We start from the raw sequence: 18,802 nt of genomic DNA, 5'->3' as shown, positions 1-18,802 counted from the left end.
AGGAGCACGCGTGGAAATCCGCATCGGCATCATCAACACCGGCCGCGAGCTGAGCTTCGACACCGCTGCCACGGCGGACGAGGTCCGCACCCAGGTCGCCGCGGCGCTGGAGCAGAGCGCCTCGCACGTGAGCTTCGCTGACGTGAAGGGGAACTCGTACATCGTGCCGACCGCGAACCTCGCCTACATCGAGCTGGGCACCGAAGAGTCGCGCCGCGTCGGCTTCGTCGCCTGACCCGCCCGTGTACATCCTCCTCGCCCTCGTCGGCGCGTGCGTGCTCGGCATCGCCGTGCACTTCCTGATCGGCGGCCGCGACCTGCGCGGCGTCGCGGTCGCGCCCGCGATTGCGACCGCCCTCTCGGCGGCCGTCTACACGGGTCTGCAGTGGGCCGGCGTCGGCGAGGACAGCGTGTGGCTGTGGCTCGCGAGCATCCTCGGGGCCGCGCTGGTCGCGTCACTGGCGACGGCGGCTCTCACCGCCGTGCGTCGCCGCGGGGACGCGCAGGCGAAGGCCGCCCTCGGGATCTAGGACGCCAGGCCCATCGCGTCCATGCGACGCGCGTGCGCGCCCATGAGTTCCGTGTAGACCGGCTCGATGCGCGCCTCCTCGACCGCGAGGAGCTCCGGTCGCAGTGCTGACCGGCAGACGAGGATCGTGTCTCCGACGAGACGCCGTGCCCACATGGACAGCAGGGAGCGCCACTCCTCGTCGCTCTCGATCGTCTCCTGGATGATCGCCACGATCTCGTGGCGCGCGTCGTCCTCACGCAGGATCTCGGCGACCCGGCGACCGGTCTCGCCATAGCTCGAAGCCAGCGCGAGGTAGAAGTCGTCGAGCATGCCCGCCGTGATGTAGACCGCCAGGAGGGTCTCGCGCGGACGCGCACCGATCGTCTTGCGCCGGAACGCATCCAGGTGCTCGCGGAACGGGAGCATGAGCTGCGTCGGATCCTCCCCGCGCGCCGCGATGAGGTCCACGATGCCGCGGTGCTTGGTGAGCGCGGCTCCGGCCGCGCGGGACAGCGACTCCTTCTCCGCCAGCTCCGGGGTCGCCCGGATGAGGCGCGTCAGGGTCTCGAAATAGCCGAGCTGGAGATAGGCCGCCTGGCCGAGGAACCGGTTCAGCTCGGGTGCCAGCTCCGCGAAGTCGACGCGCGTCGCGTCGCTCTGCTCTCCGCGGCTGCGCAACGCCAGGGTGCGTCGGGGCGCGGCATCGCGCTGCCAGAACCACTTAACCACCAGGTGTCCCTCCCGAGTCGGCCACGACGTTCACAATACTCGGACGTCGAGCTTCTCCCTGTCCTGAGCCGCCCCTCCGGTAGGCTGTGCCTGTCCCCGCCGTCGGAGCGGGGCCCCGCGCCTGTGGCACAAGAGACGGCGTGGATCCGTTACGAGGCGATCGCACGGTCGCCGGACAGGCATCTGAACAACAGTGACAACTTTCGCCGAACTCGGCATCGATCAGGACATCGTCGACGCACTGGCCGCGAAGGGCATCGTCGATGCCTTCCCGATCCAGGAGCAGACCATCCCCCTCGGGCTCCCGGGGCAGGACATCATCGGACAGGCGAAGACCGGTACCGGCAAGACCTTCGGCTTCGGCATCCCGGTCGTCCAGCGACTCGGGAAGGACCCCGAGCCGGGCGTCAAGGCCCTCATCGTCGTCCCGACCCGCGAGCTCGCGGTGCAGGTCTACGAGGACATCGACCTGCTCACGAGCAACCGCTCGACGAGTGTGGTCGCCATCTACGGCGGCAAGGCCTACGAAGGACAGATCGATCAGCTCAAGGCCGGTGCGCAGATCGTCGTGGGCACGCCGGGGCGCCTCATCGACCTCGCCGGTCAGCGCCTGCTCGACCTCTCGAACGCGACAGAGGTCGTGCTGGACGAGGCGGACAAGATGCTCGACCTCGGCTTCCTCGCCGACATCGAGAAGATCTTCCAGAAGGTCCCTGCGGTGCGGCACACGCAGCTCTTCTCCGCGACGATGCCCGGCCCGATCGTGGCGCTGGCGCGGCGGTTCATGACCAACCCCATCCACATCCGGGCCAACGATCCGGACGAGGGGCTGACGCAGGCGAACATCAAGCACCTCGTCTACCGCGCCCACTCCCTGGACAAGGATGAGGTCATCGCACGGATCCTGCAGGCCGAAGGCCGCGGCAAGACGGTGATCTTCACGCGGACGAAGCGTGCGGCCCAGCGCTTGGTCGACGAGCTGAACGACCGCGGCTTCAATGTGGGCGGCGTGCACGGCGACATGGGCCAGGACCAGCGCGAGCGCTCCATGGCGGCGTTCAAGGCCGGCAAGAAGGACGTCCTCGTGGCGACCGATGTGGCGGCGCGCGGCATCGACGTCGACGACGTCACGCATGTCATCAACCACACGATCCCCGACGAGGAGAAGACGTACCTCCACCGTGCGGGGCGTACGGGCCGCGCGGGCAAGACGGGCATCGCGGTGACCTTCGTGGACTGGGAGGACCTGCACAAGTGGGCCCTCATCAACCGCGCCCTGGAGTTCGGTCAGCCCGAGCCGATCGAGACCTACTCGTCGAGTCCCCACCTGTACACCGACCTCGACATCCCCGAAGGCACGAAGGGTCGCCTCGTGAGCGCCCCGAAGAAGGAAGCGGTCAAGACCGAGCGCACCCGTCGTCCGGAGCGCGCTGCTGACGCCGCCGCCGAGGGCACCGCGGAGGGCGGCACCCGCCGCCGTCGCCGCCGCCGCAACAGCTCGACGCCCGTCGGTTCCACGTTCGCGGAGGGCACGACCGCGGCGACGTCCGGTGAGGGCTCGTCCGCGCAGACCGCCGACCGAGGCGCCGAGGGCGCCGGCACGCACGACGGTGCCGGCAAGGAGCACCACGACGGCAAGCCCGCGCCCGCGCGCCGCCGTCGTCGTCGTCGCGGCGGCTCCGGCACGGGGGCGGCCCCCGTCACCGGCGCCTGATCCGCGCCGTCGTCTTCCGAGGGGCGTCCGCACGGTCTTCCGTGGGACGCCCCTCGTCGTCGAGGAGCGCGCTGGGCACCTGGGGCGGATACACCCAGGCGACGAGGACCACCGAGATGATCATCAGGAGGAACCAGGAGCTGAGCTTGCTCAGCGACACGGGCTGCCACCCCTCCGCCTGGTCCGGGTACGCCCATGCCCCCCGCCCAGGTGCCGATGTTCTCGGCCAGGTAGATGAACACGGCGACTCCCGCGAACACCGCGAGAAGCGGGAGCCGGATCGTGCGACGCCAGACGCGCGCGTGCATGACCGTCGGCAGCCAGAGCGCCACCACGCCGGCGAGGAGCACCCACCGCGCGTCCCACCACCAGTGGTGCGTGAAGAAGTTGAGGTAGATGGCCGCGGCGAGGATCGCCGTCAGCCACCGTCGCGGATACCGGGTGAAGCCGAGGTCGAACAGCCGGTACACGCGCACCATGTAGGAGCCGACCGCCGCGTACATGAAGCCGCTGAACAGCGGGACGCCGCCGATGCGGAGGATGCCGTCCGCCGCATACGCCCACGAGCCGACATCGGTCTTGAACAGCTCCATCGCGGTACCGGTGAGGTGGAAGAGCACGATCACCCAGAGCTCCCGACCGCTCTCCAGACGGAACACGAGCATCGCGACCTGGATGAGTACGGCCGCGATCGTCAGGGCGTCGTTGCGGGCGAGCGCCGCGTCGTCGGGATACCAGAGCCGGGCGGCGACGATCACCACCAGCAGGGCGGCCCCGAACACGCACGCCCAGGCCTGTTTGAGGACGAAGACGAGGAACTCGGCCAGTCCGGCCCGGAAGCCCGATGCCGGCACCGAACGGAGGAAGCGGCGAGCGCTCGCGTCGACGCGGTGCTCCAGGGGGGTGGCACGTTGCATGCCTCGGACCGTATCGGCCGCTCTCGACAGAACGCCGGGAGACCGCCGACAGTCCGCCGGGGCTCAGGGACGCCGTGGGGCGGTGCCGGAGGCGCGGTCGATGATCCGGGCCACCATGTCGGGTGCCGTGGTGTTCTCGCCAGGAACGTTGGGCTTGCCCGACCCGTGGTAGTCGCTGGACCCGGTGAGGATGAGGTCGTGCGCGTCGGCCAGCTCGTGCAGGATCCGCTTCCCCGCGGCGGTGTTCTCCCGGTGGTCCACCTCGAATCCCGCCAGGCCCGCGTCGATCAACCGTTCGATGTACGGCACCGGCATCATGCGGTCACGGCCGGCCGTCACGGGGTGAGCGATGATCGGCACGCCCCCTGCCTCGGTGAGCAGTCGCACGGCGGTCAGGGGATCCGGGGCGTAATGCGGCTCGTAGTAGCCCTCCCGCGGGTGGAGGATGCCGTCGAAGGCCTCGCCCCGGTCGCGCACGATACCGCGCGCGACCAGCGCGTCCGCAATATGGGGCCGTCCGACGGTCGCGTCGAGCGTCGTCTGCGCCAGCACGTCGTCCCAGTGCAGGTCGTAGTCGCGGCCGATGTTGCGGACGATGCGCTCGGCCCGTCCGATCCGGTCGCTCCGGATCCGGTCGGTCTCGGCGCGGAGTCCCGCGTGCTCGGGATCGAACAGGTACCCGAGCACGTGTACGCTGCGCCACTCGTGCTTGGCGGACAGCTCCATTCCGGGAAGGAAGGTCATGCCGAGCGCGACGGCGGCGTCACCGGCCTCCGCCCACCCCGTGGTGCGGTCATGGTCCGTGAGCGCGACCGTCCGCACGCCGTGCCGGTGCGCCTGCCTCATGACGTCGGCAGGAGATTCGGTGCCGTCGGAGTGGTTGGAGTGCAGGTGCAGGTCGGCGGGACCGGCGGGCGGAACGGGCATCCTCCGAGCGTACCGAGCGCCACGGGCCTCGGCGCGGAATTCCGCACACCATCCGCGTCGATCCGCCCCTGCGGGGCAGCGACTTCACAGGCGGAACTTCTAGGCTGGAGGGGATGTTTCGACTCCTGGGGATCCTGCTCACCGTGCTGTTCGCGATCGCGACGGCGATCGTCGTGTGGCCGCAGTTCTTCCGCCTCGAGCAGACCTACCCGTTCGCTCAGCTCGTCGCCGCGCGCGGCCTCGTGCTCGGCGGGTTCCTGGTCATCGCGGTGGTGGCGCTGCTGCTCCTGCTCGCCCGCCCGCTTCGCGGCTTCGCCGCCTCGGTCCTGATCGTCGCCCTCCTCGGTGCCGCGGCGACCGGCGCGATCGGAGCGACCCGCGGTTTCGGCGTGGCCGCCCTCCCCGAGCGCACCGACACGAGCCTGCGGGTGCTCACCTGGAACACGGCGGGAGAGGCGGTCTCGGCCGAGCAGATCGCGCAGGAGATCCTGGAACAGGAAGCCGACGTCGTCGCGCTGCCGGAGACCACCGAAGAGGTCGGTGAGCGGATCGCGCTGATGCTGCGCGAGCAGGGGCACCCGATGTGGGTGCACCACGTGCAGTTCCGGCCGGACGTGCCGGACGGCCCCCAGTCCTGGCAGACCACCGTCCTCGTCGCTCCGGAACTGGGCGAGTACTCCGTGATCGAGTCATCCAAGGACGGCAGCAACAACACCGGGTCCGTGCCGAGCGCCGTGCTGATGCCCATCGACGGAGACGGTCCGACCATCGTCGCGGTGCACGCCGTGGCGCCGCGCGTCGAGGAGATGCAGCAGTGGCAGAGCGATCTGCAGTGGATCGCCGACCAGTGCCCTGCCGGCGACTTCATCCTCGCCGGCGACTTCAACGCCACCGTGGACCACATGGCCTCCCTCGGGGTCGACGGCGGTGACATCGGGTACTGCCGCGACGTCGCGTCCCGGACGGGCAACGGGATGTCCGGCACGTGGCCGAGTTCGTTCCCCGCCCTGGCCGGCGCACCGATCGACCATGTGATGGCATCTCCCAATTGGCGTCCCACCGGCTCCGCCGTCCTCGAGGACGCGGGCGGCAGCGATCACCGCGCCCTCATCGTGCAGCTCGAACCGGCCGGCTGATCCCCGTCCTCGCCCTCCGGGTGAGAGACTGGACGGATGAGCACCGGAGAGAACGACACGATCACCGACGAGACCGTCGAGGCGCCCGTCGAGAACAGCTCGACCAACCGGAAGCAGCCCTTCCCGCGCGGCTTCCTCGACACCATCTCGACCGGCTGGGCCGAGCGCCCGGAGACGCTGCCGGCGCCGCGCGCCCAGGCGCCGTACGCCGAGCGCCGCCGCGCCGCGGTCTCCGCCGCGTTCCCCGGGAAGCGGCTGGTCATCCCCGCCGGCTCGCTCAAGCAGCGCAGCAACGACACCGACTACGTCTTCCGCGCCCACTCCGCGTTCGCCCATCTCACGGGCTGGGCCTCCGACGCCGAGCCCGACTCGGTGCTCGTGTTCGACCCGACGGACGACGGCCACGAGGTCACGCTCTACTTCCGCGAACGCGCCGACCGCACGACCACCGAGTTCTACGCCGACGCGACGGTGGGCGAGTTCTGGATCGGTCCCCGTCCGTCCCTCGCCGGTGTCGCCGCCGATCTCCAGGTGGCCACCGCTCACCTGGACGCCTTCGCCCCGGTCGAGGGCGAGCTCGTGCTCGAGGAGGACGAGGCCCTCACCCGCTTCGTCTCCGAACTGCGCCTGATCAAGGACGACTTCGAGATCGCCGAGATGCGCCGCGCCGTGGAGATCACGGCGAGCGGGTTCGACGACATCATCCGCGAGCTCCCCGCCGCCGTCGCGCATGCCCGCGGCGAGCGCGTCGTCGAGGGCGTCTTCCACCGCCGCGCCCGGGAGGACGGCAACGGGGAGGGGTACGACACGATCGCGGCGTCGGGCCCGCACGCGTGCTACCTGCACTGGACCCGCAATGACGGCACGGTCGTGTCGGGGGACCTCATCCTGGTCGACGCCGGCGTGGAGGCCGACAGCCTCTACACCGCCGACATCACCCGGACACTGCCGGTGTCGGGGACGTTCACCGAGGTGCAGCGCCGCGTCTACGAGACCGTGCGGGAGGCCGCCGACGCCGCCTTCGCCGCGGCGAGGGTCGGCGTCCGGTTCCGCGACATCCACGCCGCGGCCATGACCGTGATCGCCGCGCGCACCGCCGAGTGGGGTTTGCTCCCCGTCACCGCGGAGGAGGCACTCGACGCGGATGCGGGCGGCCAGCACCGCCGCTACATGGTGCACGGCACGTCGCACCACCTCGGCATCGACGTGCACGACTGCGCGCAGGCCCGCCGTGAGATGTACTACGACGGCATCCTGACCCCCGGTATGGTCTTCACCATCGAACCCGGGCTGTACTTCCAGATCGACGACCTCACGGTTCCCGCCGAACTGCGCGGCATTGGCGTGCGGATCGAGGACGACATCCTCATGACCGAGGACGGGCCGGTCAACCTCTCCGCGGGGATCCCCCGCACGGCGGACGAGGTCGAGGCGTGGATGGCGCGCCTGCAGGGCTGACAGCGGATGCGCGAGGGTGAGTTGCCGCTCGACGACGAGCTCGTCGAGCGACAGCTCACCCGGGCCGCCTGACCGGAGATCAACCCCGCCGCGCGGTGACGAAGGCGTCGACCACGGGCGCGACGTCCGCTCCGACCTCGGCCGGCGGTCGGCGCCGCCCCTTCACCTCGAAGGAGTGACCGCCGCCCTCGATCCAATGCACGCGGGCGTCCTGGCACGCCGCGACGGCCTCCTCGAGCTCGGCGATCGGCTGGATGAACGGATCCGTCGTGCCCGCCACGAAGAGCTGCGGTGCCGCGATCGACGGCAGATGGGCGACCCGCGGCTTGTCCGGGCGCCCGGGCGGGTGGAGCGGGTAGCCGAGGTAGACGAGTCCGTCCACGGCGAGACCCTCCGCGGCGGCCATGGAGGCCATCCGCCCGCCGTAGGACTTACCGGTCGCCCAGACCGCGGCACCCGGAGCGCGGACGCGGGCGTCGGCGACGGCGGCTTCCCAGGTCGCGATGGCGTGCATCGCCGGACCGGGCATCCGCCGGCCCTGCTCGATGTAAGGGAAGTTGAAGCGCAGCGTCGAGAACCCCAATGCCGCCAGCCCGGCGTCGAAGCCCCCGAGGAAGGGGTGGTCCTTCCCCGCGCCCGCCCCGTGGGCGATCAGGATGACGTCATCGCGGGTGCCCTGCGTCCAGTCGGCGGACACCGAGGTCGCCCCGGTGGGCAGCGTGACCTCGATGCGGGCGGCCGTGGGCCGCTCGGTCACCGCACGGATCCGGGCGTGCCGGTTCCCGGGTCGGCCGGTCGCGGCGGAAGCCCGGGCTCGGGAGCCGGCGCGGGCTCGGGAGCCGGCGCGGGCTCGGGAGCCGGGGCCGGAGCGGGCTCGGGAGCCGGCGCGGGCTCGGGAGCCGGGGCCGGAGCGGGCTCGGGGGCCGGAGCGGGCTCGGGAGCCGGAGCGGGCTCGGGGGCCGGCGCGGGCGAGGCAGCCCCTGGCGTGATCCGCTCACCGTACTTCGGGGGCTCGTCGAGGTTCACGGGAGGCCGCGCGGGCGCGGTGCGCTGGGCACCGAGCACCTGGCGGGCCTTGGCCAGAGAGCCCGGCTGCACGGTGACCTCGTAGTGGTCCGCAGCGAACTGCGTCACGCTCGCGAAGTCTCGACGGCGACGCACGATGGCATAGGTGACGAGGCTCAGCAGCATCCCCACGGCCACCCCGATGAGGACGAAGCCGACGAAGAGCTGAATGGGGACCTCGGGATTGCCGAGCACGAGGATCGCCGACAGGAACAGGCCGATCAGCACGCCGTTGATCGCCCCGGAGCGCGCAGCGGCGGCATAGCCGAGTCGACCCGTCACTCGTTCGACCGTCCGTACGCTCTGACCGACGATCGCGATGTCTCGGGCGGGCACCTCTCCGGCGATCAGCTTCGACACCGTCTTCTGCGCGTTCTCGTAGTCGCGCGTCGACGCGACGATCTCACCGGTGTCCGTGCCGCTCGCGGGGCGATTGAGCATGCTCATCCGGCCATTCTTCCATGTCACGCTGTCTCCGGGCCGTGCGGCCCTCCGGACCGCCGCCCGTGCGAGCCGCGGGCTACGCTGGTCGAGTGAGCACACAACGGGTTTTCGCCGCGCGCCTCGCAGGGTGCGCCGTCTTCGATCCCGTCGGCGACCGGCTCGGCAAGGTCCGGGATGTCGTCGTCGTGTATCGAAGTACCGCGGCCCCGCGCGTGATCGGCCTGGTCGTGGAGATCCCCGGCCGGCGCCATGTGTTCCTCTCGATCGGCCGGGTCACCTCGATCCGCCCCGGCCAGGTCATCACCACCGGACTCATCAACGTCCGCCGATTCTCCCCGCGCGCCGGTGAGGTGCGCGTCCTCGCGGAGATGCTGGGGCGACGTGTGAGTCTGATCGACGGCAGCGGCACCGCCGTGATCGAGGACGTCGCGATCGAGCCCAACCGTCTCGGCGAGTGGGCCATCAGTCAGCTCTTCCTGCGCCGTCCGAAGACCGGCGCCTCCCCGTTCGCCAAGGGCCCGACGACCTTCGCCGCCTGGAGCGAGGTCACCGAGGAGCAGGCGCCCGGCGAGGCCCAGTCCGCCGAACAGCTGGTCGCCTCGTACTCCGAGTTGCATGCCGCCGACCTTGCGAACACGCTGCTCGACCTCCCGCAGCAGCGGATGATCGAGGTCGCGGAGGAGCTGTCCGACGACCGTCTCGCCGACGCCCTGGAGGAGATGCCCGAGGACGAGCAGGTGCACATCCTCGACCGCCTCGGCGAGGAGCGCGCGGCCGACATCCTCGACCAGATGGAGCCCGACGACGCCGCGGATCTGCTCGCCCAGCTTCCGCCCGCCCAGCTGGAGCAGCTTCTCCAGCGGATGGAGCCCGAGAAGGCGGAGGACGTGCGGATGCTCCTCCGCTACGGCCCCGACACCGCCGGCGGCCTGATGACCCCGGAGCCGATCATCCTGTCCGCCGACGCCACGGTCGCCGAGGCGCTCGCCCTCATCCGCCGCCACGAGTTGCACCCGGCCCTCGCAGCGGCCGTGTTCGTGACGCTCCCGCCGTTCGAGACCCCCACCGGTCGGCTGCTCGGTCTCGTGCACTTCCAGCGCATGCTCCGCTATCCGCCGCACGAGCGTCTCGGGGCCATCCTCGACGACAGCCTCGAGCCGGTGCCCGTCACGGCGTCGGCCGCCGAGGTCGCGCGCATGCTCGCCAGCTACGACCTCGTCTCGCTGCCCGTGATCGACGCCGCGCACCGCCTCGTCGGCGCGATCAGCATCGATGACGTCCTCGACTACCTGCTGCCGGACGACTGGCGAACACACGACAGCGACGACGTCGCCCCGCCCGTGACGGAGGCGCGCTGATGGCGCGCAAGGAGCGGGCCGCCCGGCTGGACGCCCCGGGCCGGACGAGCACCCGCCCCCGTTCCACGTCGCGCGACCGTTTTGGGCGGTTCACCGAGTGGGTCGCCCGTGCGATGGGCACCCCGGCGTTCCTCGTGATCCTCAGCCTCTTCTGCATCCTCTGGATCGGCTGGAACACGCTGATGCCGCGTGAGGTGCGCTTCGACGACGCCGCACTCGGTTTCACCGCGCTCACCCTGATGTTGTCGCTGCAGGCCTCCTATGCCGCGCCGCTCATCCTCCTCGCGCAGAACCGGCAGGACGACCGCGACCGCGTGCAGATCGAGCAGGACCGCCAGCGGGCGGAACGGAATCTCGCCGATACCGAGTACCTCGCCCGCGAGATCGTCGCGCTGCGGATGTCGCTGGAGGAGCGCAACTCCCAGGTGGTCACGCGCGACGTGCTGCGACACGAGCTGCGCGCGCTGCTGGCCGAGCTCGGCGACGTCGAGGAGAAGCCCGCGGGCGGCGCCGCATCATGAGCGTGGCCGAGAGCGTCAGGGCCGCCGTCTCGGCGGTGACCGATCCCGAGCTGCGCCGCCCGATCGGCGAGCTCGACATGGTGCGGGAGATCACGGTCGAGGACGGCATGGCGCGCGTCGGCATCGCGCTGACGATCGTCGGGTGTCCCGCCGCGGACCGCATCGAACGGGACGTGCGCGGGGCCGCCGCCGGCGTCCCGGGGATCACCTCCGTCGAGGTCGCGGTCGGCGTGATGACCCCGGCAGAGCGCAAGGCGCTCACGGAGCGGCTGCGCGAGGGTCGTCCCGCGCGGCACATGCCGTTCGGTCCGGACTCGCTCACCCGCGTCATCCTCGTGTCCAGCGGCAAGGGCGGGGTCGGCAAGTCCACCGTCACCGCGAACCTCGCCGTCGCCCTCGCCGACCAGGGCCTCGCGGTCGGGCTCGTCGACGCCGACGTCCACGGCTTCTCCATCCCCGGCCTGCTCGGCATCCCCGCCGGCACGCAGCCGACCCGCATCGACGACCTCATGCTGCCGCCGGTGGCTTACGGCGTGAAGACCATCTCCATCGGGATGTTCCTCCGCGACGGAGAGTCCGTCGTGGCGTGGCGCGGGCCGATGCTCCACCGCACGGTCTCCCAGTTCCTCACCGACGTCTTCTTCGGCGACCTCGACGTCCTCCTCATCGACATGCCCCCGGGGACCGGAGACATCGCGATCTCGATCGGGCAGCTGCTCCCCCACGCCGAGGTCCTCGTCGTGACCACCCCCCAGGCGGCGGCGTCCGACGTGGCCATCCGCAGCGGGCTCGTCGCGCGTCAGACCGGTCAGCGGGTGATCGGGGTGGTCGAGAACATGGCGGCCTACACCCTCCCCGACGGCACCGTCGTCGACCTGTTCGGCGCCGGAGGCGGGGCGGCCGTCGCCGCTGCCCTGTCCGCGCCGGGTGCTCCGGTGCCGCTGCTCGCCTCCATCCCGCTCAGCCCCGCGCTGCGTCAGGGCGGGGACGCCGGTATCCCGGTCGTCGCCGCCGCCCCGGAGGATGCGGCTGCCCTGGCCATCCGCACGCTGGCCGCCTCCCTCGCCCGCCGGGGGCGAGGGCTGGCGGGGCGCTCCCTCCCGGTGACGGTCGGGTGAGTCCGCATGGGAGGATGGTCGGATGCCGCACCGCTCCGTGACCGTGGATGAGAGTCTGCAGCGGCGGATGGCGCGGGACGCCGCGATCTACGCCCTGACCCGACCCGTCGCGATCGTCATGTGGCTCGCCCTGGCGGCCGGGCTCGTGCTCTCCGTCCTCACCCTCGGCAGCCGCGTCGCCGCCGGGGAGGAGGCCAGCAGCGTCGTGGCATGGCTCCCGGTCGCGACGGTGGCGCTCGGTCTCTATGCCGTCGTCCTGACGACGTCGAGCGCCCGTCGCGCGGTCCGTGCCGCGATGCCCGTCGATGAGGTCGTCTGGGTCGCGCTCGAGGAGGATCGGCTGCAGCTCGGGAGCGGCCGCCGCCGGTCCGAGATCCCTTATCGCACCTTCCAGAGCCTCCGCGTCGGCAAGGATGCGGTGCTCTTCAAGGTGCGCGACGCCTCCGTCGCCACGGCGATCCCGCGCTCGCTCTTCAGCGACGAGGAACTGGCTGTGCTGCGGACGCGTCTCTCCTGAGCCGAGCGGTCAGGTCGCCTCGGTGTCGAACGGCGGCCTGTTGTCGGCGCTGAACGAGGGCGGCGGGGTCCGCGGCGTCACCGGCTCGGCGATCGTCGCCGTGGCCTGAGCCGGCGTCGCGGGCTGCGGCTCCTCCAGGAACGCGTCGCGGATGATGCGCCGCGGATCGTACTGCCGCGGATCGAGCTTGCGCCAGTCCACGTCGTCGAGCTCCGGCCCCATCTCCTCCCGCACGCGGGACTTGGTGTCGCGGAGGTACTCGCCAGCCTTGCGCACGATGCGTGCGAAGCCTTCCGCGGCGCGGGGAAGACGCTCGGGCCCGATGATCAGCACGGCGATCAGGCCGATGAGCAGCAGCTTCTCGAAGGTGAGGCCGAACGTCATGTGAACAGGCTACCGCCGCGCCTGCGGCCTCCGCGCGCAGTGACCGAATACCCTGGACACATCAGCCATGCACGCAGGGAGAGGCAGGTCATGAGCGAGCACGACGCCAACGCGCGCTTCCTTCGCGAGTCCATCGTCGAGCCGGACACGATCGCCCGTGCCCGCGCTCACGCGGTCGAACTGGGGGCGTCTCCGGTCAGCGCCGTCGTCGGGTCGCAGATCGCCGTGCTCGCGGCCGCGGGAACCGCCCGCTCCATCGTCGAGATCGGCACCGGCGCCGGAGTCTCGGGCCTCTGGCTGCTGCGCGGAGCACCGAACGCGGTGCTGACCTCGATCGACAACGAGCCCGAGCACCTCGCCGCGGCGCGTCAGGCCTTCGCCGAGGCGAAGGTGCCGTCCACCCGCGCGCGGTTCATCGCGGGGCGCGCGATCGACGTGCTCCCCCGCATGAACGAGGCGTCCTACGACATCGTCCTCGTGGACGCCGACCCGGAGAACGTCATCGAGTACGTCGAGCACGGCCTCCGCCTCGCCCGCACGGGGGGCATGGTGCTCGTGCCTCGCATCCTCGCCGGTGGTCGTGTGGCCGATCCGGTCCAGCGCGACGACGTCACGTCCGCCTACCGGTCGCTCGTCCAGGAGACGCAGGAGTCGTCGGCCGTGCTGGCGACGGTCTCCCCCGCCGGCGAAGGACTGCTCCAGATCATCCGCCTCGACGACCGCGTCTGACTGCCCCCAGTACACGAAGAGGGCGATGGATCCGCGGATCCATCGCCCTCTCGGTTCCGCCGCAGCGGACCAGATTCGATCAGGCCGGGGTCACGACGGCACCGAGCACGTCGTGAAGCTCCTTGGCCTCGGCGTCGTTCACGGAGACGACCAGACGGCCGCCACCCTCGAGCGGAACACGCACGATGATGAGTCGTCCCTCTTTCACGGCCTCCATGGGTCCGTCTCCGGTCCTCGGCTTCATCGCTGCCATCGTGGCTCCCTTTCCTCCGGTGGTATGGAACGAGTTTATCGGGTGAGGCCGCGCCGTGGACGTCAGGGCGCCACAATCGCGGATGCCGCGTCGTCAGGGCACCTGCCAGAACGTGCTGCCCAGGGCATACACCTGTGAGATCCAGATCCACTGCCCGAGCAGGCACAGCGCCAGCACGGTGGTACGCCAGAGCCGGGAACGCGGCACGGCCACCGCTCCCCATACCGGGCTGAGCGGAAGGAGCAGCCGGAAGGTGCTCGACTGCGGGAAGAACACGGCGAGCAGGTAGAGCAGGTAGCTGGCGCTCCAGAGCCGCAGATCAGGGCCGAGCGCGCGCACCTGCGGGGACAGCAGCAGGGCGGCGGCGACGGCGACCACGAGCAGGACGACGGCCACGGGGCCCCATGCGGAGGGCAGACCCCACAGCGCAAACCAGAACTGCGACGCCTGGCCCCACCCCTCGAAGGGCACGAACCCCTCCACGCCGCCCGCGATCCAGTGCCGCCGCCACGCCAGCTCGGTCGCGAGGTAGGCACCGGGATCGCCGGTCACCAGGCCCGCGATCACCTGCCACGCGAACCCGGTCGCCGTCGCCAGCGCGCCGAGGGCCACGATGTGCACGACCTCCCGGGCGGCCAGCGGGTCGGAGCGTCGTCGCGTCCAGCGGAGGATGCCGTGCAGACCGAGGTACAGCGCGAACGCGAGGACGCCGGGGCGGGTGAAGCCCAGCACCGGGATCAGGACGTACAGCCAGGCGTAATTGCGGCGGATCGTCGCGTCCAGCGCGAGGAACAGCAGCAGGAGGAAGAGGGTCTCCGCGTACCCCACCTGGAACATCGCGGCGATGGGGCCGTTGGCGAAGAAGACGACGGCCCACAGCGCCGCCGCGTTCCCGATACGGTCGCGCAGGAGGCGGTGCAGCGCGAGGCACGCCAGGTAGCCCGACACGAGTGCGAGCACGAAGGCCCCGGCCCCCCAGGAACCGAACACGAAACCCAGTGCCTTCGCGGCGTAGGCGAAGACCGGCATGAACGCCCAGGCGTTCTCGGCGACATGTCCGTCCTCGGTCAGGGGGAGTTCCGAGGGGTAGCCGTGCACCGCCACCTGCCAGTACCACTGGGCGTCCCAGCCGAGGACGAAGTCGATGAGCCCGGCGTCGCCGCCGAAGCGCGAGAACACCGTCGAGAGCGACGCCGCAGCGACGAGGAGACCGGTCGTCACGACCCGCGCGAGGACGTAGACGATGGCGATGCGCAGGGCCGACGGCAGCCGCGCCCAGCGCCGCGCGAGGGTCAGTGCGATGTGAGCCATGCGCGCAGACCCCGCTCGACGGCGTCGATCTGGGCAAGCGGCACGCGCTCCTCGTCGTGGTGAGCGAGATGCGGGTCGCCCGGCCCGTAGTTCACGGCCGGGATGCCGAGTGCCGAGAAACGAGCCACGTCGGTCCAGCCGTACTTCGGCTTGGGCTCCGCGCCGACGGCTGAGACGAACCGGCGAGCGATGTCGGCGTCCAGCCCGGGGCGTGCCCCTTCGGCGACATCCGTGATCTCGACGTCGAACCCGGCGAGGACCGCCCTCACATGCGCCTCCGCGTCGGCCGCGGACTTGTTCGGCGCGAACCGGTAGTTGACCTCGACCTCGCAGGCGTCCGGGATGACGTTGCCTGCGACGCCGCCCGCGATGCGCACCGCACTGAGGCCCTCACGGTAGAGCAGTCCCTCGACCATCACCTCGCGGGCACGGTACTCGGACAGCCGCGCGAGGATGGGCGCAGCGCGGTGGATCGCGTTCTCTCCGATCCAGGCGCGCGCACTGTGGGCACGGACGCCCGTGGTGCGTACGATCGCGCGCAGGGTGCCGTTGCACCCGCCCTCGACCTCGCCGTCTGAGGGCTCCCCCAGAATGGCGAAGTCCGCCTCGAACAGGTCAGGCCGTGCAGCGGCGAGAAGCCCGAGGCCGTTAAGGGAGGCCGCGACCTCCTCGTTGTCGTACCACATCCAGGTCACGTCGATCGCGGGGGCGGTGAGCTCGGCGGCGAGTTTGAGCTGCACCGCGACTCCCGCCTTCATGTCGACCGTGCCGCGACCCCACAGGTACGGCTCGCCGTCGAGCTCGACGTCCCGTGTGGGCAGGTTGTCGTTGACGGGGACCGTGTCGATGTGCCCGGCGATCGCGACCCGCTGGGCCCGGCCGAGATCGGTCCGCGCGACGACCGTGTTGCCGTGCCGGATGACCTCGAGGTGTGGGAGGCCGGAGACGGCTGCCTCGATCAGGTCGGCCAGCGTCTTCTCCTCGCCAGAGACGCTCGGGACGTCGCAGATCGCGCGGGTGATGTCGGCGGAGGACGCGGTCAGATCGAGCACCATGCCTTTAGCCTACTGATGCCGGTCACACGGGACGGGACGCCGTCATCGGCGCGATACCGTGGAGGCATGAGCGACGCACGATCTGTTTGGGGCCTCGGACTGACCACCACGGCGAGCGACGGCACCGTCCTCGACGCGTGGTACCCGGAGGTGCGCACGACCGCGCCGACCGAGACCGAGGCCCGCACCGCGCGAGCCGCCCTGGAGCCGCAGACCGGTCCGGACGAGCGCCGCGACGTTCGTCTCGCTGTCGTCGAGCTCACGATCGACCTGGACGCGGCGCCGGTCTCCACCGCCGACGCCTACCTGCGCCTGCACGCCCTGTCCCACCTGGTCGTGCGCCCGAACGAGGTCAACCTCGACGGCATCTTCGGTCATCTGCCGAACGTCGCCTGGACGAATGCGGGTCCCGTGCTGCCCGCCGACGCCGCGCGCCTCCGCCCGCAGCTTCAGCGCGCCGGGATCCAGGTGCAGGGCCTGGACAAGTTCCCTCGCCTCACCGACTACGTGCAGCCCGCCGGGGTGCGCATCGCCGATGCTTCGCGCGTGCGGCTCGGAGCCCACCTCTCCCCCGGCACGACGGTCATGCACGAGGGCTTCGTCAACTTCAACGCCGGAACCCTCGGCGCCTCCATGGTGGAGGGACGCATCTCGCAGGGCGTGGTTGTCGGCGACGGCAGCGACATCGGCGGTGGCGCCTCGATCATGGGCACGCTCTCCGGAGGCGGGTCGCACCGTGTGTCGATCGGCGCCCGCACCCTGCTCGGCGCGAACGCCGGAATCGGTATCTCGCTCGGCGACGATTGCGTCGTGGAGGCGGGTCTCTACGTCACGGCCGGGACGAAGATCGTGCTGGCCGACGGCCCCGCGACGGCGGACGGCGGGCGGAAGACGGTCAAGGGTGCGGAGCTTTCCGGCCAGAACGGCCTCCTCTTCCGACGGAACTCCCTCTCCGGCGCCGTCGAGGCCGTGCGGCGCTCCGGCGTGGGTGTCACGCTCAACGAGGCGCTGCACGCCTGACAGCCCGCCTGCAACCTTCGAGGGGTCCCCGCTGGTAGAGTAGGGACGTTGCCCGCGCCGCCGGCCGGACAGCATCGTCGTCGTCTAGGGGTCTCCGAGGACCGAAGCGAGCGCCCGCGCTCCCCTCTCCAGCCCGAACTGGCCATTCGCACGGCGAAAGGACGCGCACTCGCTGCGCCTTCGCCCACCTCACCCCACTATCCCGCGCCGTTCTCGTGCGCTGACGGAGTTCTCTGCATGCCTTCCTTCCTCGACCTCGGCGTTCCCGCCGAGCTCGCCGCTGTTCTCGCCGCCTCCGGAAAGACCGAGGCGTTCGCGATCCAGCGCGACACCCTGCCCGACTCGCTCGCCGGCCGTGACCTCCTCGGTCGCGGACGCACGGGCAGCGGCAAGACCATCGCCTTCGCGCTCCCGCTCGTCGCGCGGCTCGCCGCCTCCGGCCACAAGCGCCGTTCCGGCCTGCCTCGCGGCCTCGTGCTCGCCCCCACCCGGGAGCTTGCGACCCAGATCGCCGCGACCGTCGCCCCGCTCGCCGAGGCCGTCGGTCTCCGCGTCACCACCGTGTTCGGTGGTGTCAGCCAGCGCCCGCAGGAGCAGGCGTTGCAGGGCGGCGTCGACATCGTCGTCGCCTGCCCCGGCCGCCTGGAAGACCTCATGAAGCAGCAGGTCGTGCGCCTGAGCGCCATCGAGGTCACCGTGCTCGACGAGGCCGACCACATGGCCGACCTCGGCTTCCTTCCCGGTGTCACCCGCATCCTCTCGGCGACGCCGTCCGACGGGCAGCGCCTCCTGTTCAGCGCGACCCTCGACCGCGGCATCGACACGCTCGCACGTCGCTTCCTGACGAACGCCGTCAGCCACGAGGTCGACGAGGCCAGCGTGCCCGTCGGCGAGATGACCCACCGGGTGCTCGTGGTCGACTCCCCGGAGAACAAGACCGTGCTGGTGCGCGACCTCGCCTCCGGCACCGGGCGCCGCATCCTCTTCACCCGGACCAAGCACCAGGCGAAGAAGCTCGCGAAGCAGCTCACGGCGGCGGGGATCCCCGCCGTGGACCTGCACGGCAACCTCTCCCAGAATGCCCGTGAACGCAACCTCGGCGCCTTCTCCACGGATCCCGCCGACGGAGGCGTCCGCGTCCTCGTGGCGACGGACGTCGCGGCCCGCGGCGTGCACGTGGACAATGTCGATCTCGTCGTCCACGTCGACCCGCCCGTCGAGCACAAGGCCTACCTGCACCGTTCCGGCCGCACGGCTCGGGCCGGGGCTGCGGGCACGGTCGTCACCGTCGTCCTGCCCGAGCAGCGTCGCGACGTGAAGGACCTCCTCCGCAAGGCCGCGATCACGGCACCGCTCGAGGCCCTCACCCCCGACGCGGTCGTCGAGCTCGTCCCCGAGCGCGCGCCGCACGTCCGTCCCGCTCCCCCGCAGCAGCAGCAACAGCGCTCCGCGGCGAAGCAGCGACCGGCCGGTGGCGAGAAGAGCGCCGCGACCACTCCGCCGTCCCGACGCCGTCGCCGTCGGCGTCCGGCGGGTCAGGGCGGCGCGCAGGCGCAGCCTCGACAGGGCGGCGGTCAGGGCCGTCAGGGCACGCGCGGCGGCCAGGGGCGCTGATCCCCCGGTTCCCGTCCGCTG

At 71.3% G+C, this 18,802-nt stretch carries 21 protein-coding genes and 1 pseudogene; 12 read left to right on the top strand and 10 right to left on the bottom strand.

The genetic code is table 11. From position 1 onward, the window contains the following. The first annotated feature begins 10 nt into the window (after positions 1-10). Both FY549_RS10010 and FY549_RS10005 read left to right on the top strand, forming a co-directional pair. A complete protein-coding gene (locus tag FY549_RS10010; RefSeq protein WP_149084878.1) occupies positions 11-235 on the top strand; it encodes a DUF3107 domain-containing protein in 225 nt (74 codons plus the stop codon). 7 nt (positions 236-242) lie between these two features. Next, positions 243-530 (top strand): hypothetical protein, encoded by a 288-nt coding sequence (locus tag FY549_RS10005; protein WP_149084877.1) that lies wholly within the window; start codon positions 243-245, stop codon positions 528-530. Here the strand turns inward: FY549_RS10005 and FY549_RS10000 are convergent. Then, complete coding sequence (locus FY549_RS10000) at positions 527-1,240, bottom strand: ferritin-like fold-containing protein (RefSeq protein ID WP_149084876.1); 714 nt, start codon at positions 1,238-1,240, stop codon at positions 527-529. The genes FY549_RS10005 and FY549_RS10000 overlap by 4 nt on opposite strands. Before the next feature lie 193 nt (positions 1,241-1,433). Between FY549_RS10000 and FY549_RS09995 the strand changes: the two genes are divergently transcribed. Next, a complete protein-coding gene (locus FY549_RS09995; RefSeq protein ID WP_149084875.1) occupies positions 1,434-2,954 on the top strand; it encodes a DEAD/DEAH box helicase in 1,521 nt (506 codons plus the stop codon). Here the strand turns inward: FY549_RS09995 and FY549_RS16920 are convergent. The 3 genes and pseudogenes from FY549_RS16920 to FY549_RS09985 all read right to left on the bottom strand — a co-directional run bounded on the left by FY549_RS16920 (position 2,941) and on the right by FY549_RS09985 (position 4,798). Further along, the gene (locus FY549_RS16920; protein WP_410428255.1) at positions 2,941-3,114 is read right to left on the bottom strand and encodes a hypothetical protein; all 174 of its coding nucleotides are present in this window, start codon (positions 3,112-3,114) and stop codon (positions 2,941-2,943) included. The two genes, FY549_RS09995 and FY549_RS16920, sit on opposite strands and share 14 nt — an antisense overlap. A 106-nt stretch (positions 3,115-3,220) precedes the next feature. Continuing rightward, a pseudogene (locus FY549_RS09990) lies at positions 3,221-3,871 on the bottom strand (DUF817 family protein); the annotation flags it as partial. Between the two features lie 63 nt (positions 3,872-3,934). Beyond that, entirely contained in the window at positions 3,935-4,798 is an 864-nt protein-coding gene (locus FY549_RS09985; RefSeq protein ID WP_149084874.1) for a PHP domain-containing protein, read from the bottom strand. Between the two features lie 113 nt (positions 4,799-4,911). On the opposite strand from FY549_RS09985, the gene FY549_RS09980 reads away from it, so the two are divergent. Next, positions 4,912-5,934 carry an endonuclease/exonuclease/phosphatase family protein gene (locus FY549_RS09980; RefSeq protein ID WP_149084873.1) on the top strand — a complete coding sequence of 341 codons (1,023 nt, stop codon included), beginning with the start codon at positions 4,912-4,914 and terminating at the stop codon, positions 5,932-5,934. Between the two features lie 36 nt (positions 5,935-5,970). Next, positions 5,971-7,392: an aminopeptidase P family protein gene (locus tag FY549_RS09975; RefSeq protein WP_149084872.1), complete on the top strand. Its 1,422-nt coding sequence runs from the start codon at positions 5,971-5,973 to the stop codon at positions 7,390-7,392. A gap of 79 nt (positions 7,393-7,471) precedes the next feature. Here FY549_RS09975 and FY549_RS09970 read toward each other — a convergent pair whose 3' ends face one another. Beyond that, entirely contained in the window at positions 7,472-8,149 is a 678-nt protein-coding gene (locus tag FY549_RS09970) for an alpha/beta family hydrolase (RefSeq protein WP_200839018.1), read from the bottom strand. Next, positions 8,146-8,904, bottom strand: coding sequence for a general stress protein (locus FY549_RS09960; RefSeq protein ID WP_259614027.1), 759 nt, complete (start codon positions 8,902-8,904; stop codon positions 8,146-8,148). The genes FY549_RS09970 and FY549_RS09960 overlap by 4 nt, the downstream gene beginning before the upstream one ends. Positions 8,905-8,990: 86 nt before the next feature. Between FY549_RS09960 and FY549_RS09955 the strand changes: the two genes are divergently transcribed. The 4 genes from FY549_RS09955 to FY549_RS09940 are packed head-to-tail and all read left to right on the top strand — an operon-like array spanning position 8,991 to position 12,415. Beyond that, positions 8,991-10,259 carry a magnesium transporter MgtE N-terminal domain-containing protein gene (locus FY549_RS09955; protein WP_149084871.1) on the top strand — a complete coding sequence of 423 codons (1,269 nt, stop codon included), beginning with the start codon at positions 8,991-8,993 and terminating at the stop codon, positions 10,257-10,259. After that, entirely contained in the window at positions 10,259-10,780 is a 522-nt protein-coding gene (locus FY549_RS09950) for a DUF1003 domain-containing protein (RefSeq protein ID WP_149084870.1), read from the top strand. The genes FY549_RS09955 and FY549_RS09950 overlap by 1 nt, the downstream gene beginning before the upstream one ends. Then, entirely contained in the window at positions 10,777-11,898 is a 1,122-nt protein-coding gene (locus tag FY549_RS09945; RefSeq protein ID WP_149084869.1) for an Mrp/NBP35 family ATP-binding protein, read from the top strand. The genes FY549_RS09950 and FY549_RS09945 overlap by 4 nt, the downstream gene beginning before the upstream one ends. Before the next feature lie 22 nt (positions 11,899-11,920). Next, positions 11,921-12,415, top strand: coding sequence for a YcxB family protein (locus FY549_RS09940; RefSeq protein WP_149084868.1), 495 nt, complete (start codon positions 11,921-11,923; stop codon positions 12,413-12,415). A gap of 9 nt (positions 12,416-12,424) precedes the next feature. Here the strand turns inward: FY549_RS09940 and FY549_RS09935 are convergent, their stop codons facing one another. Beyond that, positions 12,425-12,799, bottom strand: a complete 375-nt coding sequence (locus FY549_RS09935; RefSeq protein WP_149084867.1) for a twin-arginine translocase TatA/TatE family subunit — start codon at positions 12,797-12,799, stop codon at positions 12,425-12,427. Positions 12,800-12,889: 90 nt separating this feature from the next. On the opposite strand from FY549_RS09935, the gene FY549_RS09930 reads away from it, so the two are divergent. Continuing rightward, positions 12,890-13,528 (top strand): O-methyltransferase, encoded by a 639-nt coding sequence (locus FY549_RS09930; protein WP_149084866.1) that lies wholly within the window; start codon positions 12,890-12,892, stop codon positions 13,526-13,528. Positions 13,529-13,607: 79 nt separating this feature from the next. On the opposite strand, the gene FY549_RS09925 is transcribed toward FY549_RS09930, so the two are convergent. From FY549_RS09925 to dapE, 3 genes are all read right to left on the bottom strand, one after another. Further along, a complete protein-coding gene (locus tag FY549_RS09925) occupies positions 13,608-13,781 on the bottom strand; it encodes a DUF3117 domain-containing protein (RefSeq protein WP_136033199.1) in 174 nt (57 codons plus the stop codon). A 93-nt stretch (positions 13,782-13,874) separates the two neighbouring features. After that, positions 13,875-15,092 carry a hypothetical protein gene (locus FY549_RS09920; protein ID WP_149084865.1) on the bottom strand — a complete coding sequence of 406 codons (1,218 nt, stop codon included), beginning with the start codon at positions 15,090-15,092 and terminating at the stop codon, positions 13,875-13,877. Continuing rightward, the gene (gene dapE / locus FY549_RS09915) at positions 15,074-16,147 is read right to left on the bottom strand and encodes a succinyl-diaminopimelate desuccinylase (RefSeq protein ID WP_149084864.1); all 1,074 of its coding nucleotides are present in this window, start codon (positions 16,145-16,147) and stop codon (positions 15,074-15,076) included. The genes FY549_RS09920 and dapE overlap by 19 nt, the downstream gene beginning before the upstream one ends. 66 nt (positions 16,148-16,213) lie before the next feature. Here dapE and dapD point away from each other — a divergent pair, with 66 nt between their 5' ends. Both dapD and FY549_RS09905 read left to right on the top strand, forming a co-directional pair. Then, positions 16,214-17,167: a 2,3,4,5-tetrahydropyridine-2,6-dicarboxylate N-succinyltransferase gene (gene dapD / locus FY549_RS09910; protein ID WP_149084863.1), complete on the top strand. Its 954-nt coding sequence runs from the start codon at positions 16,214-16,216 to the stop codon at positions 17,165-17,167. Between the two features lie 237 nt (positions 17,168-17,404). Continuing rightward, a complete protein-coding gene (locus tag FY549_RS09905; protein WP_200839015.1) occupies positions 17,405-18,781 on the top strand; it encodes a DEAD/DEAH box helicase in 1,377 nt (458 codons plus the stop codon). Positions 18,782-18,802: the final 21 nt, after the last annotated feature.

Source organism: Microbacterium sp. 1S1 (assembly GCF_008271365.1).
Lineage (GTDB): Bacteria > Actinomycetota > Actinomycetes > Actinomycetales > Microbacteriaceae > Microbacterium.
The sequence above is the reverse complement of the archived record's forward strand: the minus strand, read 5'-3'. Positions and strand labels throughout refer to the sequence as shown.